24 protein-coding genes are annotated in these 21,729 nt (G+C 70.6%); 8 read left to right on the top strand and 16 right to left on the bottom strand.

The window, feature by feature from the left end:
• Nucleotides 1-4: 4 nt before the first annotated feature.
• The 3 genes from BMZ47_RS18050 to modC all read right to left on the bottom strand — a co-directional run bounded on the left by BMZ47_RS18050 (nt 5) and on the right by modC (nt 3,326).
• Nucleotides 5-1,654, bottom strand: a complete 1,650-nt coding sequence (locus BMZ47_RS18050; RefSeq protein ID WP_091863670.1) for a TadG family pilus assembly protein — start codon at nt 1,652-1,654, stop codon at nt 5-7.
• Nucleotides 1,651-2,055 (bottom strand): TadE family protein, encoded by a 405-nt coding sequence (locus BMZ47_RS18045; protein WP_244536858.1) that lies wholly within the window; start codon nt 2,053-2,055, stop codon nt 1,651-1,653. The genes BMZ47_RS18050 and BMZ47_RS18045 overlap by 4 nt, the downstream gene beginning before the upstream one ends.
• Before the next feature lie 164 nt (nt 2,056-2,219).
• A complete protein-coding gene (gene modC / locus BMZ47_RS18040; protein ID WP_091863668.1) occupies nt 2,220-3,326 on the bottom strand; it encodes a molybdenum ABC transporter ATP-binding protein in 1,107 nt (368 codons plus the stop codon).
• A 65-nt stretch (nt 3,327-3,391) separates the two neighbouring features.
• On the opposite strand from modC, the gene BMZ47_RS18035 reads away from it, so the two are divergent.
• Nucleotides 3,392-4,048 (top strand): glutathione S-transferase, encoded by a 657-nt coding sequence (locus BMZ47_RS18035; RefSeq protein ID WP_091863667.1) that lies wholly within the window; start codon nt 3,392-3,394, stop codon nt 4,046-4,048.
• A gap of 39 nt (nt 4,049-4,087) precedes the next feature.
• Here BMZ47_RS18035 and modB read toward each other — a convergent pair whose 3' ends face one another.
• The 4 genes from modB to BMZ47_RS28635 all read right to left on the bottom strand — a co-directional run bounded on the left by modB (nt 4,088) and on the right by BMZ47_RS28635 (nt 6,217).
• Nucleotides 4,088-4,780, bottom strand: a complete 693-nt coding sequence (gene modB, locus BMZ47_RS18030; protein WP_091863666.1) for a molybdate ABC transporter permease subunit — start codon at nt 4,778-4,780, stop codon at nt 4,088-4,090.
• Between the two features lie 10 nt (nt 4,781-4,790).
• Nucleotides 4,791-5,597, bottom strand: a complete 807-nt coding sequence (gene modA / locus BMZ47_RS18025; protein ID WP_091863665.1) for a molybdate ABC transporter substrate-binding protein — start codon at nt 5,595-5,597, stop codon at nt 4,791-4,793.
• 115 nt (nt 5,598-5,712) lie between these two features.
• Nucleotides 5,713-6,030: a hypothetical protein gene (locus tag BMZ47_RS28995; RefSeq protein WP_007562373.1), complete on the bottom strand. Its 318-nt coding sequence runs from the start codon at nt 6,028-6,030 to the stop codon at nt 5,713-5,715.
• A gap of 43 nt (nt 6,031-6,073) precedes the next feature.
• Nucleotides 6,074-6,217 carry a hypothetical protein gene (locus tag BMZ47_RS28635; protein ID WP_167369063.1) on the bottom strand — a complete coding sequence of 48 codons (144 nt, stop codon included), beginning with the start codon at nt 6,215-6,217 and terminating at the stop codon, nt 6,074-6,076.
• A gap of 309 nt (nt 6,218-6,526) precedes the next feature.
• On the opposite strand from BMZ47_RS28635, the gene BMZ47_RS18015 reads away from it, so the two are divergent.
• Together BMZ47_RS18015 and BMZ47_RS18010 are read left to right on the top strand one after the other, a co-directional pair.
• A complete protein-coding gene (locus BMZ47_RS18015; protein ID WP_039902755.1) occupies nt 6,527-7,447 on the top strand; it encodes a 50S ribosomal protein L11 methyltransferase in 921 nt (306 codons plus the stop codon).
• Nucleotides 7,448-7,477: 30 nt separating this feature from the next.
• Nucleotides 7,478-7,666, top strand: a complete 189-nt coding sequence (locus BMZ47_RS18010) for a ribosome modulation factor (RefSeq protein WP_091863664.1) — start codon at nt 7,478-7,480, stop codon at nt 7,664-7,666.
• Nucleotides 7,667-7,678: 12 nt separating this feature from the next.
• Here the strand turns inward: BMZ47_RS18010 and BMZ47_RS18005 are convergent, their stop codons facing one another.
• Nucleotides 7,679-7,939, bottom strand: a complete 261-nt coding sequence (locus BMZ47_RS18005) for a hypothetical protein (RefSeq protein WP_007562364.1) — start codon at nt 7,937-7,939, stop codon at nt 7,679-7,681.
• A gap of 200 nt (nt 7,940-8,139) precedes the next feature.
• Here BMZ47_RS18005 and BMZ47_RS18000 point away from each other — a divergent pair, with 200 nt between their 5' ends.
• The 4 genes from BMZ47_RS18000 to BMZ47_RS17990 all read left to right on the top strand — a co-directional run bounded on the left by BMZ47_RS18000 (nt 8,140) and on the right by BMZ47_RS17990 (nt 13,200).
• Entirely contained in the window at nt 8,140-9,972 is a 1,833-nt protein-coding gene (locus BMZ47_RS18000; RefSeq protein ID WP_091863663.1) for an aminopeptidase P family protein, read from the top strand.
• A 131-nt stretch (nt 9,973-10,103) separates the two neighbouring features.
• Nucleotides 10,104-10,397: a hypothetical protein gene (locus tag BMZ47_RS17995; RefSeq protein ID WP_139221016.1), complete on the top strand. Its 294-nt coding sequence runs from the start codon at nt 10,104-10,106 to the stop codon at nt 10,395-10,397.
• Entirely contained in the window at nt 10,369-10,893 is a 525-nt protein-coding gene (locus BMZ47_RS28105; protein ID WP_139221015.1) for a hypothetical protein, read from the top strand. Before BMZ47_RS17995 ends, BMZ47_RS28105 begins: the two co-directional genes overlap by 29 nt.
• 156 nt (nt 10,894-11,049) lie before the next feature.
• A complete protein-coding gene (locus BMZ47_RS17990; RefSeq protein ID WP_091863661.1) occupies nt 11,050-13,200 on the top strand; it encodes a protein-disulfide reductase DsbD family protein in 2,151 nt (716 codons plus the stop codon).
• Between the two features lie 13 nt (nt 13,201-13,213).
• Here the strand turns inward: BMZ47_RS17990 and phoB are convergent, their stop codons facing one another.
• The 6 genes from phoB to pstS all read right to left on the bottom strand — a co-directional run bounded on the left by phoB (nt 13,214) and on the right by pstS (nt 19,036).
• A complete protein-coding gene (gene phoB, locus BMZ47_RS17985) occupies nt 13,214-13,909 on the bottom strand; it encodes a phosphate regulon transcriptional regulator PhoB (protein ID WP_007562354.1) in 696 nt (231 codons plus the stop codon).
• Nucleotides 13,910-14,086: 177 nt separating this feature from the next.
• A complete protein-coding gene (phoU, locus tag BMZ47_RS17980; protein ID WP_007562352.1) occupies nt 14,087-14,809 on the bottom strand; it encodes a phosphate signaling complex protein PhoU in 723 nt (240 codons plus the stop codon).
• A 375-nt stretch (nt 14,810-15,184) separates the two neighbouring features.
• Nucleotides 15,185-16,000 (bottom strand): phosphate ABC transporter ATP-binding protein PstB, encoded by an 816-nt coding sequence (gene pstB / locus BMZ47_RS17975; protein ID WP_007562351.1) that lies wholly within the window; start codon nt 15,998-16,000, stop codon nt 15,185-15,187.
• Nucleotides 16,001-16,022: 22 nt separating this feature from the next.
• Nucleotides 16,023-16,919 carry a phosphate ABC transporter permease PstA gene (gene pstA, locus BMZ47_RS17970; RefSeq protein WP_091863660.1) on the bottom strand — a complete coding sequence of 299 codons (897 nt, stop codon included), beginning with the start codon at nt 16,917-16,919 and terminating at the stop codon, nt 16,023-16,025.
• Between the two features lie 12 nt (nt 16,920-16,931).
• A complete protein-coding gene (pstC, locus tag BMZ47_RS17965) occupies nt 16,932-17,909 on the bottom strand; it encodes a phosphate ABC transporter permease subunit PstC (RefSeq protein ID WP_007562346.1) in 978 nt (325 codons plus the stop codon).
• 86 nt (nt 17,910-17,995) lie between these two features.
• Complete coding sequence (pstS, locus tag BMZ47_RS17960; protein ID WP_007562343.1) at nt 17,996-19,036, bottom strand: phosphate ABC transporter substrate-binding protein PstS; 1,041 nt, start codon at nt 19,034-19,036, stop codon at nt 17,996-17,998.
• 334 nt (nt 19,037-19,370) lie between these two features.
• On the opposite strand from pstS, the gene BMZ47_RS17955 reads away from it, so the two are divergent.
• Nucleotides 19,371-19,562: a hypothetical protein gene (locus BMZ47_RS17955; protein ID WP_244536860.1), complete on the top strand. Its 192-nt coding sequence runs from the start codon at nt 19,371-19,373 to the stop codon at nt 19,560-19,562.
• Nucleotides 19,563-19,629: 67 nt separating this feature from the next.
• Here BMZ47_RS17955 and BMZ47_RS17950 read toward each other — a convergent pair whose 3' ends face one another.
• Both BMZ47_RS17950 and recN read right to left on the bottom strand, forming a co-directional pair.
• A complete protein-coding gene (locus BMZ47_RS17950; protein WP_050732823.1) occupies nt 19,630-19,830 on the bottom strand; it encodes a hypothetical protein in 201 nt (66 codons plus the stop codon).
• A 117-nt stretch (nt 19,831-19,947) separates the two neighbouring features.
• Nucleotides 19,948-21,621, bottom strand: coding sequence for a DNA repair protein RecN (gene recN / locus BMZ47_RS17945; protein ID WP_091863658.1), 1,674 nt, complete (start codon nt 21,619-21,621; stop codon nt 19,948-19,950).
• Nucleotides 21,622-21,729: the final 108 nt, after the last annotated feature.

Below are 21,729 nucleotides of genomic sequence, written 5' to 3'. Positions count from 1 at the left end.
GGCCTCACTGCACCAGCACGGCCTGGCTGCAGAGGGTGCCGTCCATCTCGATATCCGCGTAGCCGATCCGCAGGCCGAGGCTGCGCAAGACCTGGTCGAGCACGAAGTCCAGGGGCCCGGCGGCGAGGCCGAGCGTCGTGGCGAGGGCGGATTGCAGCAGCGGGTTCAGCCCCAGGCCGTTCAGGTTGAGGCTGAGGTTGCCGAGCAGGCTGCCGGTCAGGGATTGCAGGACGTTCCCCGACGATACCGTCCGCACGGTGTGGTTGGCGATGTCCGCATCCGTGAAGGTCAGCGTCTGCGTGCCCGCGCCGATATTCGTCACCGTCCGGCCGGAGACGTTCACCAGCGGCAGCCCGATCAGGACGGCGGGCTGCGACAGGTCCGGGCTCGTGCTGCCACCCTGGATCGAGGCCCGCGACACAGCGGCGATCGCCAGGGTCGCGAGCCCTGTCTGCGCCTCGATGGTGGCCTGGCGCCCACCGCTCGCACCGGAGCAACTGAGCGTGCGCAGGGTCGCCTGGGCCGGCGCGATCTCGGCGTAGATCGGCAGGTACACGGTCCCGAGCCCGAGCGGCGCCGAGACCGTGGCCTCGATCAGCAACCGGGTCTGCGCGGTCTTCACCGTGGCGTTGGGGCTGCCGGGGCGGACCCAGCCGGAGCTGCGGCGGCGTTCGCCGATCGCCAGGGTCAGCCGGGTCGAGAGCAGGCCCGGCACGGTGGCGCCGAGGTCGATCGCCACCTGGTTCTGCCCGTTGGCCAGCGACGCCGTGGCGGCGACGAGGTCCATCAGGTTCAGCGAAGGGCCGGCCAGGCCGCGCCCGGGGGCGAGCGCCGCCACATCGCCCAAGGCGTCGACCTGCCCGACCGGCACGAGGTTGCCGGCATTCGGCAGGGCGTTGAGGATGCCGGAGAGGGCCGAGACGGCGGCGGAATTGCCCTGTGCGGCGACCCGCATCGCCATCAGCATCTGCCCGACGCTGGCATGGGCCTGGACGATCTCGGTGTAGTTGGCCGCCTGCAGGTTGAGGCTCGCCGCGAGCGCATCGAGCACGCGCAGGCCGTCGATCTTGGCGCTGGCCAAAGCGGCGTAGTCGCTGACGCCCAGCGACAGCTTGGCCCCGAGCAGGGCGCCGAGCACGGCATTGGGGATGCCGTCCTTCAGGCCGGCGGTGCCCGAGCCGATCGTGAACGCCGCGAATTGCGCGCTGGCGGCGGTTCCGGTGACCCGGATCGGCACGGTGCCGGGCAGCCCGAGCGCCCGGCCGAAGGTTACCGGCACGGTGGTCGCCAGGCCGACCCGCACGGCGTTGGCCGGGCTCACCCCAGGGTTGAAACGACTCCCGGGGGCGACGTTGGGGGCGCTGGCATCGTAGCCGCCGGTCGCCACCGTCGCCTGCGCGGCGTCGTAGCCGTTGTCGCCGAGGGAGCGACGCGCCACCGCGTCGGCCTTGGCCGGGTCGACGGCCGCCAGCATGGCGGCGATGTCGGCCGCGCCCTGCGCCTTGCGCCGGGCCTGGAACACCTGGCCGAGATCGATCCCGACCGCGCCGGCACCCATCAGCAGGGAACTGCCGAGCGCCACCAGGATCACCACGTTGCCGCCCCGGGCCCGGCCGAAGCTCCGGGCCAGAACCGCTGCCCGCCCTCCGGTCACAAGCCGCCCTTCCGGATGCTGATGGTGCTGCGCAGGACTGTCGGCAGCATCGGGATCAGCTTGGAAAAGGCGTTGATCCCCAGCGTGTTGGCGTCCAGGGTCACGGTGACCGTGTACATCGTGGCGTCCTTCGGGTCGGGACCGACCAGGACCTTGACGCTCTCCGGACGGAACATCGCGCCGCTGCTGAGGCTGCGCAGCACCATGGTCTGGGCCAGGGTCTCCCGCTCCTTGTCGGTGACGCCCGCGATGGAGGCGCGGGCGGCTTCGGCCGCGATCTGACGCAGGTTGTGGGCGGCGCCCAGGCAGATCCCGAAAGCGGTGATGCCGGCGAACAGCATCAGCAGGATCGGCGCGACCAGGGCGAATTCGACTGCGGAACTGCCGCGGCGGCAGGCCAATCCGGCGCGACCGTTTCGCTTAAGGACCCGGAGCCAGCTCATCGAAACGCCCTTCAAAGCTCGTGCAGCCGCTGCAGCCGCACAACCCATGGTGGCATTGATTTTCTAATCAAAGGTTGTGGTCATCGCCCGAATTCCAGTGCTTCGGCACGAATACGGGCGGCTCAGATTTCCACGGCGGGTCGCAGCGTCCCAATTCCCGCCGGATCGAAGGCGGCGCTCTTGATCACGACATGGACCGGGCGCCCCGGCGCCAGGCCCAGCTCGCGGATCGCGGCCGCGGTGACGCGCGCGGCGATCAACGCGCCGTTGCAATCGATCTCCACCGAGACCTCGGCGCCGCTCGGAGTCAGCGTCGCGACCCGGCCGGGCAGGATGTTGCGCGCGCTCAAGCCACAGGGACGCTCGGTCGCCACCAGCACGTCGCGGGCGGGGATCCGCACGCGCAGCCGCGTCCCGATCGCGCGGGCCGCCAGGCCCGGCACCAGCAGCTGCCCGGCTTGGCCGGTCAGCCGGGTGAGCCCGGTCTCGGGATCGGCTCCCGCGACGACCATGTCGAGGAGCGCCCCGGCTTCCGCCTCGTGGATCGGCACGAGATCGGCCCGGCGCAGGATCGCCTCGGCGGGGCCCGACGCGGCCACGCGCCCGGCTTCCAGCACGATCACCGTCGTGGCGAGCCGCGCCACCTCGGCGACCGCGTGGCTGACATAGACGATGGGCACGCCCGCCTCGTCGCGCAGGCGCTCGATATAGGGGAGGATCTCGGCCTTCCGGGCTTCGTCCAGGGCTGCGAGCGGCTCGTCCATCAGCAGCAGGCGCGGCTTGGCGAGCAGCGCCCGCCCGATCGCCACCCGCTGGCGCTCGCCGCCGGAGAGGCCCGCGGGCCTCCGGTCGAGGAGGTGGCCGATCCCCAGCATCTCGGTCACTGCGCTGAAGCCGGCCGGGTCGGCTTGCTGGCGCCCGAAGACGCGGCCGTAGCCGAGATTGGTCCGCACGCTGAGATGCGGGAACAGCCGCGCATCCTGGAACACCACCCCGACCCGACGGCGATGCGGCGGAAGGAAGATCCCCGCCGCGCTGTCGACCAGCGTCGCGCCGTCAGTGACGATCCGGCCGTGATCCGGCCGGGCCAGCCCGGCGATGAGGTCGATCAGCGTCGTCTTGCCGGAGCCCGAGCGGCCGAACAGGGCGGTCAGACCCGGCCCCGCCGCGAACGCCGCGTCGAGGGCGAAGGCGCCGCGCCGGAGATGGACATCGACCTGGATGCTCACGGGCCGCGTCCCTGGCGGCACGGGCGGCGGCGCGACGCGTTGGACAAAGCCACGGAGCGCCTACGATGATCACCGTCCACCATCTCGAGAATAGCCGCTCGCAGCGCGTGCTCTGGCTGCTCGAGGAACTCGGCCTGCCTTACACGGTCAAGCGCTACGCCCGGGATCCCAAGACCATGCGGGCGCCGCCCGAACTCGTGGCCATCCACCCGCTCAGCAAGTCCCCGGTCATCACCGAGGACGGGATCGTCGTGGCCGAGACCGGCGCCATCGTCACCTACCTGACCGACCGGGCCGGGGGTGCCCTGGTGCCCGCGCCGGGAACGCCCGAGCGGGCGCGCTACACCTACTGGCTGCACTACGCCGAGGGCTCGGCCATGCCGCCGCTGCTGCTCAAGCTGGTCTTCGCGCGTCTCGCCCCGGGCAGCCCCTGGGCCCTGCGGCCCCTGGTTCGCCGGATCGCCGACACGGTGCTGCAGAGCTTCGTCGATCCGGACCTGCGCCGACACGCGGCCTTCTGGGAAGGCGAGCTCGCCGACCGGCCGTATTTCTGCGGGGCCGACTTCACCGCGGCCGACATCATGATGAGCTTCCCGCTCGAAGCCTTCGCGGCGCGCGGGACCGGCGCCGGGCCGCGGGTCACCGCCTGGCTGGCGCGCATTCATGCCCGCCCGGCCTACCGGCAGGCGCTGGAGCGGGGCGGACCTTACGCCTACGCCTGATCGCGGCCGGCCGGCCGGCCTTCTGGCTCGTCCCGCCATTCAGCCGGCTCGCAGACGTCGCGCGGCGCGCGAGGCCAGAAATTCCGAGACCAGCAGGGCCGCCACCGACAGGGCGACCGAGATCAGGGTCAGGCGCAGAGCCGGCCCCTCACCGCCGGGGACCTGGGTCAGTGTGTAGATCGCCGAGGGCAGGGTCTGGGTCTCCCCGGGGATGTTCGACACGAAGGTGATCGTCGCGCCGAACTCGCCCATCGCCTTGGCGAAGGCGAGCACGGCGCCCGCGATGCAGCCGGGCAGGCTGAGCGGCAGCGTCACGGTCAGGAAGACCGCGAGCGGGCTCGCCCCGAGGGTGCCGGCCGCCTGTTCGAGCCTGGGGTCGACCGCCTCGATCGACAGCCGCATCGCCCGGACCATGAGCGGGAATCCCATCACCGCGCAGGCCAGGGCCGCCCCGGTCCACCGGAAGGCGAAGACGATGCCGATCTCCGCCAGTGCGCTGCCCAGGAAGCCGCGCCGCCCGAGCGCGAGCAGCAGCAGGTAGCCGGTCACCACCGGGGGCAGGATCAGCGGCAGGTGGACCAGCCCGTCGAGGAGCGCGCGGCCCGGGAAACGGCGCCGCGCCAGCAGCCACGCCACGGCGAGGCCCGGGAGCAGGCTCACCAGCGTGGCGACGCTCGCCACCCGCAGGCTCAGGGCGACGGCGTTCCAGGCGTCGGGGGGCAGGCCGAACAAGGTCGCGGGTCTAGTGGCCGGCGCCGGGCGTCCCGACCAGTGTAAAGCCCTGGCGCTCGAAGGCGCCCCGGGCCGCCGGGCTGCGCAGGTAGGTCAGCAGGGCAGCGGCGTCGGGATTGCGCGACTCCTTGATGAGGGCCGCCGGGTAGATGATCGGCGGGTGGCTGTCGGACGGGAAGGTCGCGACCACATGGACGTTCGGCTCGGCCGCCGCATCCGTGGCGTAGACGAGGCCGAGCGGCGCCTCGCCCCGGGCGACCAGCAGCAGGGCGGCCCGGACGTTCTCGGCCTGGGCGACCTGGCCCTTCACCGAATCCCAGGCGCCGAGCTTCTCCAGGGCGGCCTTGCCGTATTTCCCGGCCGGGACGGCATCGATCGTGGCCATCGCCAGCTTGCCGCCCCCGAGCATCCGGGTGAGCGTCGCGTCGAGATCCGGCGCGAGCGCCACCTGCGGATCCGAGCCGACAGTCTTCGGGCCCGTCGCGATCAGCACCAGCGCGTTGCGCAAGAGGTCGATGCGGGAGCCCGGCTTCAGGCTGCCGGCCTTCTCGGCATAGTCCATCCAAGCCTGATCGGCCGAGATGAACAGGTCCGCCGGCGCCCCGGCCTCGATCTGCTTGGCGAGCGCGTTCGAGCCCGCATACGAGATCCGGACCGCCTTGCCGGTCTCCTTGGTCCAGTTGGCCGTCGCGTCGTCTAGCGCGTTCTTCAGGCTGGCAGCCGCGAAGACGATGACGGGCTCGGCCGCGTGACCCCGGCCCGCCGGGACGAGCGCCAGCGCGGCGAGCAGGATCCAGATCCGTCGGGAGACGCGCATCGGCTCGGGAATCCCCTATTCGCGACCCGTCATCCGGCCGGGTGCCCGGGGACCATAAGACCGCCGCCTCCGCGGGCCAAGCGCGGCGCCGGGGCTGGCGGGCATTCCGACATGTTCAGGCGTGCGGCGGCTCCCGGCGCTCCTTCGGCGTGGCTTCCGCCCGGTGGAGCCGGCTCAGCAAGACCAGGAGATGGCCCGGCAGCGGACCGTCCGGGGCAGGCCCGCCGAAGAGCCGCTCGCGGGGGGACGGAAGGACGGCACCGTCATTCACGACGACGGGCCCGCGCGGTCCGGAACGCTTGGACTTGATCACGCTGTACGCACCCTGCTCGATGATGCCTCTCGAGAAAGCCGGCAAAAACGCCGCCTCGCGCAGCCGGTTCCGCAGGCAATCGGTGGATTCTGTGGTTAACGCGCAGACACGCTGCCGCATTCCTGGGCGCCATCCGCTGCGAATCGCGGAAGCCGTCGCCCGGTCACCAGGTCCGGATGTCGCGCTGGTCCGTCGCGTCGCCGTCCGGCGCCGGCGCCATGCCGGTCGCGACCAGCGCGGCCCAGAGCGTGGCCGCCAGCGTGGTCGTGAGCTTGACGGCAAGGCTGACGAGAAGAGGCGAGTTCATGGCTGCGCTGTCATCAGATCAAAACGGGCGCGCCGGACCCCGAAGAGCGGCGCGCCAGAGTTGAGGGTCTGGCCTTGGGGAAGCCGAGACTGTTGTAATCTGCGATGTCGCGAGCGGAAACTGATTTAGATGGTTTCTAGCACGTGTATTGTCAGATGTGTCTGAGCAGCAACAAACCACCGTGGCCGATCGACGGCCGGCCTCGATCCGCCCGGCCGTGCCGGGTCGGCTCCCTCGGACGGACGGGAATACGTTTTTTTCGCCCCTGCCCCTGTGATGCGGCGCGCCCGGGCGCTACAGCCGGGCATCATGCTCGAAGGTCTGCCGCCCCACCGCCCGACTCACATCCTGCGCCTCACGACCGACGAGCGGTCGGCCCGGGCGATGACGGATCTGCTGGGCGAGATGTTCGATCCCACTGAGACCGCCGTCGCGGCGTTCGAGGATGAGGATGGCCGCACCTGGCGGCTGGAGGCCTATTTCGCCGACGCGCCGGACGAGGACTACGTCCGCGACCTGATCCGCCCGGTGATCGGGGACGAGGCCGATATCGCCGAGTTCCGCACCATCGATCAGCAGGATTGGGTCCGCACCTCTCTGGAGGGGCTGAAGCCGGTCCGTGCCGGCCGCTTCCTCGTGCACGGCTCGCATGACCGCGACGCGGTGCGCGGCAACGACCTGCCGATCGAGATCGAGGCTGCCCTGGCCTTCGGCACCGGCCATCACGGCACCACCCTCGGTTGCCTGCGGGCGCTGGTCTCGGAGCTGAAGCGGCGGCGCCCGGCGCATGTCCTCGACGTGGGCACCGGGACCGGGATCCTGGCCTTCGCGGCCGCCAAGGCGTTGCGGCAGCCGGTGGTGGCCGGCGACCTCGACGGCGTGGCGGTGCGCACCGCCCGGGAGAACGCCCGACTCAACGGTCTGGGGCCCTACCTCAAGCTCTACGAGGGGCCCGGGGTGCGCCACCGGCTCGCGGACCGGCCGCGGCACTTCGACCTCGTCTTCGCCAACATCCTGGCTCGTCCCCTGCGGCGGCTGGCCCCGAGCCTGTCCCGGGTGGTCGCCCCCGCGGGCGTGCTCGTGCTCTCCGGGCTGATCGAGCGCGACGTGCCCGGCGTGCTCTCGACCTATCGCCACCAGGGGTTCCACCTCGTGCGCCACGGCCTGATCGAGGGCTGGGTCGCCCTGGTGCTGGCGCGTGGCGGTGCGGCGAAGCGGCCGCGCCGCTGAACCGGCGACCGGCCCGCGCATTGCCCGGGCATGAGCCAGACGCTGCACCACGATCCCCTTGCCGATCCGATCACCGAGGGCGCGTATGCACGGGCCCGGGGCCGGCCCAAGGATGCCTGTCCCTATCCGGCTAACTCGCCCGCCCGCATCGCCTGGCTCGAAGGCTATGACGGTGTGCCAACCGGCCGTGCCCAGGACCTGCCGTCGGCGAGCGCCTGACCGGCGGCCGCGCTATCGCGCGGTTCGGAGCGTCCCCGGTCGGGCCGCATCCTCCGGGGCCGTCTCGGCGTCCGGGCTCCCCGCCGCGTCCGCTTGCGCCACCGGAGCGCCCAGCGCGGCCATCAGCACGCGCAGGCCCTCCACCCATTCCTCGGCCTCGGCCAGCGAGCCGAAACCGTCGCGCCGGATCACCGTATCGGGCTCGATCGTGGTGATGGCGTCGAAGAGGCCGTCGGGTCTGTCGCTGATCCGGTAGAAGACGCGGCGTGGCATGAGCGGGAGATAGGGCAAAGAACTGGCGTGATAAGATTGCGCACGACACTAAACCATAGGTTACAGCGTCGGGCTGCGTTCAGTGAAGGGGTTGAGCGAAGGGATTGTCGGCGTCCGGGAGCCCTGATGCTGAACCGAGCAGCGCGCTTCCGGATCCCACGCGGTTGCGACCAGGGACCACCCGGCGATAGGCTCCCCCGATGACAGAGCCATGTCCGCCCCGACCCCGTTTCCAGACCTTCGACGATCCGAGCCACCGCAAGGGGGCGGAGCGGATCGAGGCGCTGCGCGCGGCCCTGCGCGAGAGCGCGCTGGACGGCTTCGTCGTGCCCCGGGCCGATGAGCACCAATCGGAATACGTGCCGGCCGACGCGGAGCGGCTCGCCTGGCTGACCGGCTTCACGGGCTCGGCCGGAACCGCGGTGGTGCTGATGGAGTCGGCGGCGCTGATCGTCGACGGCCGCTACACCCTGCAGGCGCCCGAGCAGGTCGATACCGGCGTGATCACCGTGGTGCCGCTGTCCGAATCGACCGCCGAAGCCTGGATCGCCGACAACCTGAAGCGCGATCAGGTGCTCGGCTACGATCCCTGGCTGCACACCTCGGATGGTGTTGCACGCCTGGAGCGGGCCGCGGTGAAGGCCGGCGGTTCGGTGCGCCCCGTTCCGAACCTGGTCGATGCCGTCTGGGCCGGGCGCCCGAAGCCCCCCGCCGGGCCTGTCGTCGTCCATCCCGAAGCCTTCGCGGGTGAAACGGTCGCCGAGAAGCTCACGCGGGTGCGCGACGCCCTGGCCGAGGGCGGCTGCGACGCCCTGGTGATCTCGGACCCGCACAACCTCGCCTGGGCGTTCAACCTGCGCGGCTCCGATGTCGGCCACACGCCGCTGGCGCTCGGCTACGCGATCCTGCCGCGCGAGGGACGAGCCCGGCTGTTCCTGTCCTCACCCAAGGTCGATCCGGCGCTGCGGGCGGCCCTGGCGCCGGTGGCCGAGATCCTGTCGCGCGCCGATCTCGATGACGGGCTCGGCTCGTTCAGCGGCGTGCGCGTCCGGGTCGATTCCGCCACGGGCGCCGTCGCCCTGAAGGAGAAGATCGAGGCTGCGGGCGGGACCGCCGATATCGGCAAGGACCCGATCACCGGCATGAAGGCGGTCAAGAACGCCGCCGAGATCGCCGGCGCCCGCGCCGCCCATACCCGCGACGGCGCAAGCGTCGTGCGCTTCCTGGCCTGGCTCGACGGCGCCGCCGAAGCCGGGAACTTGAGCGAGATCGCCGCGGTGGAGGCCCTGGAGGATTTCCGCGCGGCCGGCGGCGACCTGCGCGACGTGTCGTTCCCGACGATCTCGGGTTCCGGCCCGAACGGGGCGATCGTCCATTATCGGGTGACCCGCGCCAGCGACCGGATCGTGCGGCCGGGCGAGCTGTTCCTGATCGATTCCGGGGCGCAATACCCGGACGGCACCACCGACATCACCCGCACGGTCGCGGTCGGCGAGCCCACCGAGGCGATGCGCGACCGGTTCACCCGGGTCCTGAAGGGCCACATCGCCATCGCCCGGGCGGTCTTCCCCAAAGGCACCACCGGCGCCCAGATCGACGCCTTCGCCCGCGCGCCGCTCTGGCAGGCGGGGCTCGATTTCGACCATGGCACCGGCCACGGCGTCGGCTCGTTCCTGTCGGTGCACGAGGGGCCGCAGCGCATCGCCAAGACCGGGACCGTCGCCCTGGAACCCGGCATGATCCTGTCGAACGAGCCCGGCTACTACGCGCCCGGCGCCTACGGCATCCGGATCGAGAACCTCGTCCTGGTTGAGCCGCGCGCCATCCCGGGCGGTGAGCGCCCGATGCTCGGCTTCGAGACCCTGACGCTCGCCCCCTACGACCGGCGGCTGATCCGCCCGGATCTTCTCGCACCGGAGGAGCGGGCCTGGATCGACGCCTATCACGCCCGGGTGCGCGACACCCTCGCGCCGCTCCTCGATGCGGAAACCCGCGGCTGGCTGGACCGCGCGACGGCGCCGCTGGCGGAGTGAGGGCGGGCTGTCGCTTCATGCACGCCCTTGTGTAGGCGGAGGCGGCACGCCAGAATGACCGGACGACGGAGTCAGCTTCTGTTCGTTCGGGACATAGGCCGGCCAGCCAGGGTCAACGAGGGTGCTCGATCATGCCCCGGCGTTCTCCGGATCTCGCAGAAATTGCCAAGAAGGCTGCCAACGCGTCCTTCGGCAGCCCTCTGGTGCAGGCGGTCCGCCTCGGCGACATGGAAGGGGCCGATGGCGATGATGTCCGGCGCGTGCAGCTGATCGTCTCCGACGACGCCATCGACCAGCTCGACGGCGACAAGCTGCTCGATGCCGGCTTGGCGATCCGCAAAGCCCTGCAGAAGGCCGGCGAGACGCTGCGCGTGGTCGTCGAGTATGCCGAGCAGCGTGAGCTCGACGAACTTGGCGCTCATTAATTCCGAGCATCTGTTCAGCCAGGCGGATGCGCTTCTTCTCCAAACCGGCCGCGGCTCGTTGCGGCAGGCTGACCTACGCCGCACCTTCTCCAACGCTTATTACGGCCTGTTTCACGCGATCCTGACGGCTGCGGCCGATGAGGCCGTTGGAAGGACGCGGCGGAACGATCCACTTTGGACGCTGGCCTATCGTTCCATATCGCACCAACGATTGAAGACCGTGTGCAACGATCTTCAGGCAGCGACACTCAAGCCGAAGATCAGGCGTTATGAGCCGCCCGGCGGATTTGGTGGTCACATCGTCACGATTGCCGGTGCCGTTTCAGAATTGCAGGACCGGCGGCACGCCGCCGACTACGATCCGTCCCAGTCGTTCCTGCAAACGGATGCGCGGGCGGCGCTCCAGACGGCCCGGTCCGCAGTCCACCGGCTGGCTCACCTGGAGGCGGATCAGCGAAGAGCGTTCCTCTACCTCCTCCTGTTCGAGCCCCGCTGAGCGACCCCAGCGGCGTCATGGTCTCCGTCTCACCGCGCGGAGCGGAGGACAGGATGCGGACCCCCGCGCTATAAGTCGCCTTGTCACGGAAAAGCCGGCGCCGGTCCCGCGGACCCCCGTGTGAAACCGCGACCGCCCCGCGCGCGAAGGGACAGTATGATCCGCCGCCTCGCCTTCCTGGTCCTGATGCTCTTCGCGAGCCTGTCGGCCGCGTCGGCCCAAGGTTTCCGCACGCCGCCCGATCTCGTGCGGGCGAGCCTGGTCGCCGAGCCCGTCGCGGTGGCGGGCGCGCAGCCATTCGCCCTGGCGGTGCGGATGCAGGTGAAGCCGGGCTGGCACGTCTACTGGCGCAATCCGGGCGATTCCGGCCTGCCGCCCGAGGTGACCTGGACCCTGCCGGCGGGCTTCAATGCCGGCGCGATCCGGTGGCCGGCGCCCGAGCGCATCGCGATCGCGACGCTGATGAATTACGGCTACGAGGGCGAGGTCACCTTGCTCGTGCCGGTCACGCCGCCGCCGAGCCTCGACCCGGCGGATCCCGTGCGGATCCGGGCCAAGCTGACCTATCTGGTCTGCGAGACCGAATGTGTGCCGGGCTCCGCCGACCTCGCCCTGACCCTGCCGGTGGGCGAGCCTCGGCCCGATGCCGATCAGGCCGCCCTGTTCGCGCGCGCCCGGACCGCCCTGCCCGCCCCGGCGCTCTGGCCGCTGCGCCTGTCCAGCCAGGGCGACACCCTGCAGCTCGATTTCGCCGCGGCGGGTCTCAAGCCCGAGACCATCAAGAGCGCGTCCTTCTTCCCCTATTCCGAGACCGCGATCGACAATGCCGCCGCGCAGGTGATGACCGTCGACGAGGCCGGCCTGCACCTCACCCTGGCCCGGAGCAGCCCCGCCGAGCCGGCGCCCGCCGCCCTGCCCGGCGTGCTGACCGTCGAGGAGGCGACCGGCGCCGGCACCCACCGCCTCGCTTTCGCGTATGGCGACGAGCCGGTGCTGCCGGCCCCGACGGCGGTGCCCGAGGCCCCGGCCGCGCCGCAGGCGGCCCCCGCCTTCGACGCGCTGACGCTGGCGAGCGCGGTCGGGCTCGCCTTCCTCGGCGGCCTGATCCTCAACCTGATGCCCTGCGTCTTCCCGGTCCTGTCGATCAAGGTGCTGGGCCTTGTGCGGCACGCCGGCGAGAGCGCCGCCCGCGTCCGGCTGCACGGCCTCGCCTACACGGCGGGCGTGCTCGTGAGCTTCCTCGGCTTGGCCGGCCTGTTGCTCGCCCTCAAGGGCGGCGGGGCGGCGATCGGCTGGGGTTTCCAGCTGCAATCGCCGGCGGTGGTCGCCGGCCTCGCCTATCTGCTGCTGGCGATGGGCCTGAGCCTGTCGGGGGTGGTCCATCTCGGCGGGCGGCTCGCCGGATTCGGCGACGGCCTCGCCCGGCGCTCGGGGCTCAGCGGCTCGTTCTTCACCGGCGTGCTGGCAACGCTGGTGGCGACCCCCTGCACGGCGCCGTTCATGGGCTCGGCGGTGGGCTTCGCGCTGACCCAGAGCGCCGGCGTCGCCCTCGCGGTGTTCGCGAGCCTCGGGTTCGGCCTCGCCCTGCCGTTCCTGGTGCTCACCCTGTGGCCGCCGGCCCTGCGGGTGTTGCCGCGTCCGGGCGCCTGGATGGAGACGCTGAAGCAGGTTCTGGCCTTCCCGGTCTACGCCACGGTGGCGTGGCTGGTCTGGGTCCTGGCGCAGCAGGTCGGGCCGCAGGGGCTGCTCTCCGGGCTGATCGGCCTCGTGCTGGTGGGCTTCGCCGCCTGGGCCTGGGAGCATGGGCGCGTGGCGACGCCGGGCTTCGGGCGGGTCGCCCAGGGGCTCGCGGTGCTGACGATCCTGGCGGTGGCAGGCCTGACGCTCAGCCTCGACCGCGACCGGGCGGCCCCCGCCGCCCAGGCCGCCGCCGACGGCGTCCAGCCGTTCACCCAGGCCCGCCTGGACTCCCTGGTGAACGAGCGCCGGCCGGTCTTCGTGAACATGACCGCCGCCTGGTGCATCACCTGCGCGGTCAACGAGACGACCTCGCTCTCGACCAAGGCGGTGCGGGCGGCGATGGCGGATCGGGGCGTCACCTACCTGAAGGGCGACTGGACCAACCAGAACCCGGAGATCACGCGCCTGCTGGAGAAGCACGGGCGCAGCGGCGTGCCGCTGTACCTGCTCTACACCGGCACGGGGGAACCCCAGGTGCTGCCGCAGATCCTCACCGAGGGGACGGTGCTGGCGGCCCTGGAAACGGTGCCGGCCTCAGCCAACAAGAGCGCGGCGCTGGCCCGCTGACCGGACAGGCGGTCTAGGCTTCCAGCGAGAACGTCTCGTCGAAAGCGTAGCCCGAGCCCCGCACCGTGCGGATCGGGTCGGCCTGCCGGGGCGCGTTGAGCGCCTTGCGCAGGCGCCCGACATGCACGTCGACGGTGCGCTCGTCGATATAGACGTCGTGGCCCCAGACCCCGTCGAGGAGCTGCTCGCGGGAGAAGACCCGGCCGGGGGCCAGCATCAGGAATTCGAGCAGGCGGAATTCGGTGGGGCCGAGATGGAGCTCCTCGCCGGCGCGGCGGACCCGGTGCCCGGTGCGGTCGAGCTCGATATCGCCGGCCGCCAGCCGGTCGGCGACATGGGCGGGCTTGGCCCGGCGCAGCAGCGCCCGCACCCGGGCCAGCAGTTCCGGCACCGAGAACGGCTTGACGATGTAGTCGTCGGCGCCCGTGCCGAGGCCGCGGACCCGGTCCCCCTCCTCGCCCCGGGCGGTGAGCATGATCACCGGCAGCCGCTCGGTCTCGCGCCGGGCCCGGATGCGGCGGCACAGCTCGATCCCAGAGAGGCCCGGCAGCATCCAGTCGAGCAGCACCAGATCCGGGGTGCGCTCGGCCAGGAGCAGTTCCGCGTCGTCGCCGCGCGTCGCCGAATCGACCAGGAAGCCCTCGGCCTCCAGGTTGTAGCGCAGCAGGGTGGTCAGGGCCTCCTCGTCCTCGACGATCAGGACTTGCATGCTCACGTTCGTTAACCTGTTCCGTACTCGGTACCGGCCGGCGCGCCCGCGCCGGGGGACCCGGACGCGCCGATGGTGCGGCAGAGGCCGCCATCCCTCAAGCCGCAGGCCGCCACAATCGGGCGTTGCCCCACAGGGCAGCGTGCGGATCGGGCCGACCGCACCGCGACCCGCCTGTTACGGGGCCGTGGCGGCGGGGCCGACGGTCGCGTAGTTCGACGCGTCGTTCTTCGGCCGCTCGCCCGCCAGGGTCTCACCGGTGGCGAGGTAGTGGATCGTCTCGGCGATGTTGGTGGTGTGGTCGCCGATGCGCTCGACGTTCTTGGCGCAGAACAGCAGGTGCGTGCAGAACGAGATGTTGCGCGGATCTTCCATCATGTAGGTCAGGAGTTCGCGGAACAGCGAATTGTACAGCGCGTCGATCTCGCCGTCGCGCTCCCAGACGTCGTAGGCGGCCTTCACGTCGCGGCTCGCATAGGCGTCGAGGATGTCCTTGAGCTGCGCCTCGGCGAGGTCGCTCATGTGGCGCACGCCGAGCACGATCTTCTGCGCCGGCGCCTGATCGGAAATCGCCACGACGCGCTTGGCGACGTTCTTGGCGAGGTCGCCGATCCGCTCCAGGTCGCCCGAGACGCGGATCGCCGAGATGGTCTCGCGCAGGTCGATCGCCAGGGGCTGCCGCCGGGCGATGAGCAGCACGGCCCGCTCCTCGATGTCGCGCTGGAGCGCGTCGAGACGCTTGTCGGCGACGATCACCGCCTGGGCGAGCGTATCGTCCCGGCGGACCAGAGCGTCGGTCGCCTCGGCGGCCATCTTCTCGGCCACGCCGCCCATCTCGGAGATGGAGCGACGCAGGTCATCGAGGTCGGTGTCGTAGGAGCTGACGATATGGCCGGGCATGGTGGATCCTTCGATGGCGTCCCGCAAACCTTGATCCGCGAGGTCTGGCGGAAACCCGCCGCTGCGGTCACGGGCGCCGGGGCGCGTGCCCCGGTGCCCACTCCCTTGCATTGTCTGGAACAGGCTGCGGAGCGGTGAGGATCGGCATCCCGAGCCGAGCCCGCGACCGGAACAACCGGACCGTGCCGATGTTCCCCGACCGAGCAGCCTGTTCCGGAGTCGCGCCGGCGCTTGTTGCGCTTGGGCGCGGCCCCTAGTCTTTAGAGCGGTGCTCTTTTCTCGCCGAAACCGTATTCAACGTTACGGAAAGCGGTAAACATCCCGTTTGACGTCTTCGCATCCCGGAGGTGAGCGTCCGCCCTCCGGGGTCTTGGTTCAGCCGAACCGGCCGGTGATGTAATCCTGCGTGCGCTGCTCGACCGGGTTCATGAACATGCGGTTCGTGGGTCCGAATTCGATCAGCTCGCCGAGATACATGAAGGCGGTGAACTGCGAGATGCGGGCCGCCTGCTGCATGTTGTGGGTGACGATCACGATGGTGAACTCGTCGCGCAGCTGCTCGATCAGCTCCTCGATCCGGCCGGTGGAGATCGGGTCGAGGGCCGAGGTGGGCTCGTCGAACAGGATCACCTCCGGGCTCTGGGCCACGGTGCGGGCGATGCACAGGCGCTGCTGCTGCCCGCCCGACAGGCCGGTGCCGGCTTGGCGCAGCTTGTCCTTCACCTCGTCCCAGAGGGCGGCCTTGCGCAAGGCCTGCTCCACCCGCCCGTCGAGTTCGGATTTCGGCAGCTTCTCGTAGAGGCGCAGGCCGAAGGCCACGTTGTCGTAGATCGACATCGGGAAGGGCGTCGGCTTCTGGAACACCATGCCGATGCGCGAGCGCAGCTCGTTCAGATCGATCGCGGGATCGAGCACGTTCTGGCCGTCGAGCAGGATCTGCCCCTCCGCCCGCTGCTCCGGGTAGAGGCTGTAGATCCGGTTGAAGCAGCGCAGCAGGGTGGACTTGCCGCATCCGGACGGGCCGATCAGCGCCGTGACCTGCCGGTCATGGAAGTTGATGTCGACATTCTTCAGCCCGTGGAAGCTGCCGTAGTAGAAGTTCAGGCCCTTCACGGCGATGCGGACCGCCCCACTCTCGTTGGCGTGGTTGCGGGTGAGATCGACCGTGGGGATCGCGGAGGCGGCGTTCATCGTCGTGTCCTCGAGAAGGGTCTTAGCGCGACATCTGCGGCTTGATGACGAGACGGGCGATGATCGACAGCACCAGGATCGTCGCGGTGATCAGGAGCGCCCCGGCCCAGGCGAGGCTCTGCCAGTTCGGGTAGGGCGAGAGGGCGAACTGGTAGATCATGACCGGGAGGTTCGCGACGCCGCCCATCAGGTCCGGCGAGAACCAGGAATTGTTGTTGAGCGCCGTGAACAGGAGCGGCGCGGTCTCGCCCGCGATGCGGGCCAGCGCCAGGATGATCCCGGTGACGATGCCGGCCGAGGCCGCCCGCCAGGTGACGCTGATGATCACCGTCGAGGGCGGCGCGCCGAGCGCCGCGCCGGCCTCGCGCAGGGTGCCGGGCACCAGGCGCATCATGTCCTCGGTGGTGCGCACGATCACCGGGACCGCGATGATGGCGAGCGCCACGCCGCCGGCCCAGCCCGAATAGGTCCCCATCGGCCGCACCATCAGGGTGTAGACGAACAGGCCGATCAGGATCGACGGCGCCGAGAGCAGGATGTCGTTGAGGAAGCGGATCACCCCGGCGATCTTGGAGAAGCGGCCGTACTCGGCGAGGTAGGTCCCGGCCATGACGCCGATCGGCGTCGCGATCGTGATGCCGATCCCGGTGAGCACGAGGCTGCCCAGGATCGCGTTGGCGATGCCGCCGCCCTCGGATCCGGGGCCGGGGGTCGGGTGCGCGAACATGGCGGGCGTGAAGCCACGGACGCCCTGGACGATCAGCATCAGCAGGATCGAGCCGAGCACCACGGCGCCGACGATCGTGGCGATCAGGCAGGCGGTGCGCAGCACCCGGTCGGCGACCCGCCGGCTGGAGCGGACCCGCCCGGTGCGGCGCGGCGTGGCGTTGGCGGTGGTCATGGGGTTTGACGCGTCCATCGTGAGCCCTCCTCAGGCAGGCTTGACGCGGCGCGTCAGCAACCGGGCGATGATGAGCACCACGAAGGTGATGACGAAGAGGATGCAGCCGAGCGCCATGAGCGCGTTCAGCTGGAGGCCGTCCGCCTCGTTGAACTCGTTGGCGATGCGCGACGCGATGGTCGAGCTCGGGTCGAAGATCGAGGCCGAGAGGCGGTTGGCGTTGCCGATCACGAAGGTCACCGCCATCGTCTCGCCGAGCGCGCGGCCGAGGCCGAGCATGATCGCCCCGATGATCGAGACGGAGGCCTGCGGCACCAGAACGTGGCGCACCACCTCCCAGGTGGTGCAGCCGATGCCGTAGGCGCTCTCGCGCAGCACGGTGGGGATCTGGTCGAGCATGTCGCGGGCGATCGAGGCGATGAACGGCACGATCATGATCGCCAGGATGATGCCGGCGGTGAAGACGCCGACGCCCGAGGGCACCCGGGCGTAGAACAGCGTGCCGACGATCGGCATGCCCTCGACCAGGTTCGAGACCGGGATCTGGACGAAGCGCGCGAAGAGCGGCGCGAACACGAACAGGCCCCACATGCCGTAGATGATGCTCGGCACCGCGGCGAGCAGCTCGATGGTCATCGCCACCGGCTTGCGGGCCCAGCCCGGGCAGAGCTGCGTGAGGTAGACGGCGATCCCCAGGGAGACCGGCACGCCGATCAGCAGCGCGAGGGTCGCGGAGGCCACGGTGCCGATCACGGCCACCAGGGCGCCGTACTGCTCGGTCCCGACGTTCCAGGCGCTGGATGTGAGGAAGGCGAATCCGAATTCGCGGAAGGCGGGCCAGCCGCCGTAGAGGATCGACCCCAGGATTCCGGCGAGCACGACGAGCACGAACAGTGCCGCGCCGTAGGAGCAAGCCCGGAACAGGTTGTCGAGGCTCCGGCTCGGCCCTTTACGCGCGGCGACGGCGCGGGGTCGTGCGAGGGCAATCGTCTCGGTCAAGGCGGGCATCCGCGATTCTCTGCGAAGGGGGGCGTGGTAGCGCGGTGCAGTCCGCGAAGCGAGGGAGGAGGCTGCAAGCCTCCCCCCTAAATCACTCACATGTTGAAGACGGGCTTACCGTCCTTGCCCTTCACGTTTTTCCACTCTTCGTGGATCAGGGCGACGACGTTGTCCGGAAGCGGCACGTAGTCGAGGTCAGAAGCAAGCTTATCGCCGTTCTTGTAGGCCCAATCGAAGAATTTGAGCGTATCCGCGGCCTTGGCCGGGTCGGCCGGATCCTTGTGGACCAGGATGAAGGTCGCCGCCGTGATCGGCCAGGCATCCTCGCCCGGCTGGTTGGTCAGCGAGATACCGAAGCCCGGAGCCGACTTCCAGTCGGCGCTGGCGGCGGCGGCCTGGAAGGCCTTGTCATCGGGCTGCGGATACTTGCCGGCCTTGTTCTGAAGCAGAGCGTAAGCGAGCTTGTTCTGCTTGGCGTAGGCGGATTCGACGTAGCCGATCGCGTTCGGCACCTGCTTCACGGTGGCGGTCACGCCCTCGTTGCCCTTGCCGCCCTGCCCGACCGGCCAGGAGATCGTGGTGGCCGCGCCGTAATCCTTCTTCCAGGTCTCGGAGACCTGCGACAGGTAGGTGGTGAAGATGTTGGTCGTGCCCGAGGCGTCGGACCGGTAGACCGGGGTGATGGTCGCGTCGGGGAGCTTCACGCCCTCGTTGAGCTTGGCGATCCGCGGGTCCGACCACTTCGCGATCTTGCCGGCGTAGATGTCGGCCAGCACGTCGCCGGTCAGCTTCAGCTTGCCCGGCTCGAGGCCGGCGATGTTCACGACCGGCACGACGCCGCCCATCACGGTGGGGAACTGGACGAGACCGTCCTTGGCCAGCTGCTCACCCTTCAGGGGGGCGTCGGTCGCGCCGAAATCGACGGTCTTGGCCTGGATCTGCTTGATGCCGCCGCCGGAGCCGATGGACTGGTAGTTCAGTCCCGAGCCGGTCTCCTTCCGGTAGGCTTCGGCCCACTTGGAGTAGACCGGGAACGGGAACGTTGCGCCGGCACCCGTGATATCGGCAGCGAGTGCCGCGGACGCCAGCTGAACCGTCGCGAGGCCGACGGCGAGCGCGTAAGCGAAGGGTCTCAAGGGTATCTCCGTTGCCGTCGGGCGAGAGCCTGCGCCTCTCTGCCGGCAAGCCCATGCCCGCGGCAGAGCTGTGCGGCCGGTCTTCCAAGAGACCCGGCGCCGGCCGCCCGATGAGCCGGGCGTTACGACAGTGAGATGACATCGCCATGACAGCGCGCGACGGCACGGTTTGCGGCGCTCGTGCGTTCACACCGGGTGGCGGCACCGGACGATCGGCCGAGGATCGGCGAGCGATGCCGCGCAGTGATCAGAAGGTGTTCGGATCGTGGATGACCAGGGGACCGAGGCAGGGGCAGGTCCCGACGCGGCCGGCCCGGATGCGGCCTGGCTCGCCATGCATGCCGCCCGCGAGGCCGTGGAACGCGCCCTGACCCTGGCTCAGGCGCGCCAGCGTTTCGGCAGCGACGCGGAGGCCGTCGCGCAGGCGCGACGCGAGGAGGCGGAACTCCTGGTGGACCTCGACCGGATTCTCACGCAGATCCGGGCGGCGGAGTATCGTCGGCGGCCCGGCTCGCGGCGCTGGTAGGGCTCAGCAGCCTTCCGCCGGGAGGAACTCCACCCCGGAACGCGTGCCGATTCGGTGCACGGGGCCCCTAACCGACCCGGCGCAGTTCCCGCTCCTTCTGACGAAGGCGAAGCAGCAGTTCCACGTGGGTGTCCGTGATCGGCTGCGTGTCGACGCTGCCCTCGTAGACGGTGCGGAGCGTCAGCCCGAGCTGTTGCGTGTCGATCGCCTGCTTGAGGGACCGGCCCATATGCGGGCTTCCCTCGGACGTGACGATAGACGGCTTCATGTTTTCCTCCCGCCCTTCAACCGCGTACGCCTGAGCACGGCACCGGGATGGAAGCAGTCTCGCGAAGAATGGTTAACGAAAGGTTACGCGCAACCAACGGTTAAGGTTGACCGGCGTTCACGCATCCGCGCCTTGAAGCAGCCGAGCCGCCGCCGCCCGCGCCTCATCGGTGACCGTCGCGCCGGCCAGCATCCGGGCGATCTCCTCGCGGCGCTCCGCCACCGGCAGGCTCGCCACCCGGGTCGCGACGCGTCCGGCACCTTTGACCGGGGTCTTGGCGATCAGGAAATGCGTGCTCGCCCGGGCGGCCACCTGGGGCGCATGGGTCACCGCCACGACCTGCACGGTGCTGGCCAGGCGCGCCAGGCGTAGGCCGATCGCGTCCGCCACCGCGCCGCCGACGCCGGTGTCGATCTCGTCGAAGATCAGCGTCGGGGCCGAGCCCTTGTCGGCCAGCACCACCTTCAGCGCCAGCATGAAGCGCGACAACTCGCCGCCGGAGGCGACCTTCATCATCGGGCCGGGCTTCGTCCCGGGATTAGTCTGCGCCCAGAACTCGACGCGGTCGATGCCCGCGGGATCGCGCGCCTCCGGATCGGTGACGATCTCGGTGATGAACCGGGCACGCTCCAGCTTCAGCGGCGGCAGCTCGGCCTTCACGGCCGCGTCGAGCTGCTTGGCCGCCCGGCGGCGCCCGGCGCTGAGCTTGTCCGCCGCCTCGGCATAGTGGGCCTCGGCCTTGGCGCGGGCCTGTTCCAGCCCCTCCAGGGCCGCCTCGCCGGCATCGAGGGTCGCGACCTCTCCGGCGTAGCGCTCCGCCAGGGCGGCGAGGTCGTCGGCCGGGACGTCGTATTTGCGCGAGGCGGCGCGCAGCGCGAACAGCCGCTCCTCCGCCCGCTCCAGGTCGCGGGGGTCGAACTCGGTCTCGGCCACGGCGGCGTCCAGCACCGCCCGCGCCTCGTCGAGGGCGACCATGGCGGCGTCGAGGGCGTTGACGCAGGGGTCGATCAGCGCCGGGAGCTGGCCGGCGCGGCGCTCCAGCTTGCGCAGGGCGGCCGAGATGTGCGGCACGCCGGAATGCGGCCCACCGACCGCGTCCAGCGCCTCGTTCAGCTCGCGGGCAACCTTCTCGGATTGCTGCATGATGCTGCGGCGCTCGGCGAGCTGGGCCTCCTCCCCGGGCTGGGGCGCCAGGGCCGCGAGTTCCTCGACCGCGTGGCGCAGGAAGTCGGCCTCCTTGCGGGCCGCATCGATGCGGGCGCGATGCTCGGCGAGTTCGGCGCGCGCCGTGCGCACGGTCTTGGCGGCCGACGCGACCTTCGCGAGCTGGCTTTGCAGCCCCCCGAAGGCGTCGAGGATCGCCCGGTGCGAGGCCGGATCGGACAGGGCCCGGTCGTCGTGCTGGCCGTGGATCTCCACCAGCGCCGCCCCGATCGCCCGCAGGACCTGCACGCCCACCGGCTGGTCGTTGACGAAGGCGCGGGTGCGCCCGTCCGCCATCTGGGTCCGGCGCAGGATGAGGTCGCCCTCGGTGTCGATCTCGGCCTCGGCCGCGATCCGGCGCGCCGGATGGTCCAGGGGCAGGTCGAACACCGCCGTGACGCCGCCCTGCGGCTCGCCGTGACGCACGAGGCGGCCATCGCCGCGGCCGCCCAGGGCCAGGGCAAAGGCGTCGAGCAGGATCGATTTGCCCGCACCGGTCTCCCCGGTCAGGACACTCAGCCCCGTCCGGAAATTCAGTTCGAGCCTGTCGATCAGAACGATGTCGCGGATCGCGAGCTGCGCCAGCATGCGGCGACGGGATTCCTGAGAATGGGACCGCAGACATAAGGCTGCTGCGGCGCGGATTCACCCCAAAAATGCACCGCGGCGCATCTGCAGTGCCGCGGGGCTGCGCGG

Origin of the sequence: Methylobacterium brachiatum (assembly GCF_900113845.1) — a bacterium.
In the GTDB taxonomy this organism is placed as follows: domain Bacteria; phylum Pseudomonadota; class Alphaproteobacteria; order Rhizobiales; family Beijerinckiaceae; genus Methylobacterium; species Methylobacterium brachiatum.
The sequence above is the reverse complement of the archived record's forward strand: the minus strand, read 5'-3'. Positions and strand labels throughout refer to the sequence as shown.

What these genes read in the sequence shown, in the direction of transcription:
- BMZ47_RS18015 (WP_039902755.1), top strand. Translation starts at nt 6,527, where the DNA reads ATGCTCGAAGGTCTGCCGCCCCACCGCCCGACTCACATCCTGCGCCTC.
- pstA (WP_091863660.1), bottom strand. Translation starts at nt 16,919, where the DNA reads ATGGACGCGTCAAACCCCATGACCACCGCCAACGCCACGCCGCGCCGC.
- modA (WP_091863665.1), bottom strand. Translation starts at nt 5,597, where the DNA reads ATGCGCGTCTCCCGACGGATCTGGATCCTGCTCGCCGCGCTGGCGCTC.
- recN (WP_091863658.1), bottom strand. Translation starts at nt 21,621, where the DNA reads ATGCTGGCGCAGCTCGCGATCCGCGACATCGTTCTGATCGACAGGCTC.
- phoB (WP_007562354.1), bottom strand. Translation starts at nt 13,909, where the DNA reads ATGCAAGTCCTGATCGTCGAGGACGAGGAGGCCCTGACCACCCTGCTG.
- phoU (WP_007562352.1), bottom strand. Translation starts at nt 14,809, where the DNA reads ATGCCCGGCCATATCGTCAGCTCCTACGACACCGACCTCGATGACCTG.
- BMZ47_RS18010 (WP_091863664.1), top strand. Translation starts at nt 7,478, where the DNA reads ATGAGCCAGACGCTGCACCACGATCCCCTTGCCGATCCGATCACCGAG.
- BMZ47_RS17955 (WP_244536860.1), top strand. Translation starts at nt 19,371, where the DNA reads ATGCATGCCGCCCGCGAGGCCGTGGAACGCGCCCTGACCCTGGCTCAG.
- BMZ47_RS17995 (WP_139221016.1), top strand. Translation starts at nt 10,104, where the DNA reads ATGCCCCGGCGTTCTCCGGATCTCGCAGAAATTGCCAAGAAGGCTGCC.
- BMZ47_RS18000 (WP_091863663.1), top strand. Translation starts at nt 8,140, where the DNA reads ATGACAGAGCCATGTCCGCCCCGACCCCGTTTCCAGACCTTCGACGAT.
- BMZ47_RS28635 (WP_167369063.1), bottom strand. Translation starts at nt 6,217, where the DNA reads ATGAACTCGCCTCTTCTCGTCAGCCTTGCCGTCAAGCTCACGACCACG.
- BMZ47_RS17950 (WP_050732823.1), bottom strand. Translation starts at nt 19,830, where the DNA reads ATGAAGCCGTCTATCGTCACGTCCGAGGGAAGCCCGCATATGGGCCGG.
- BMZ47_RS28995 (WP_007562373.1), bottom strand. Translation starts at nt 6,030, where the DNA reads ATGCGGCAGCGTGTCTGCGCGTTAACCACAGAATCCACCGATTGCCTG.
- pstB (WP_007562351.1), bottom strand. Translation starts at nt 16,000, where the DNA reads ATGAACGCCGCCTCCGCGATCCCCACGGTCGATCTCACCCGCAACCAC.
- pstC (WP_007562346.1), bottom strand. Translation starts at nt 17,909, where the DNA reads ATGCCCGCCTTGACCGAGACGATTGCCCTCGCACGACCCCGCGCCGTC.
- BMZ47_RS18005 (WP_007562364.1), bottom strand. Translation starts at nt 7,939, where the DNA reads ATGCCACGCCGCGTCTTCTACCGGATCAGCGACAGACCCGACGGCCTC.
- BMZ47_RS18035 (WP_091863667.1), top strand. Translation starts at nt 3,392, where the DNA reads ATGATCACCGTCCACCATCTCGAGAATAGCCGCTCGCAGCGCGTGCTC.
- BMZ47_RS17990 (WP_091863661.1), top strand. Translation starts at nt 11,050, where the DNA reads ATGATCCGCCGCCTCGCCTTCCTGGTCCTGATGCTCTTCGCGAGCCTG.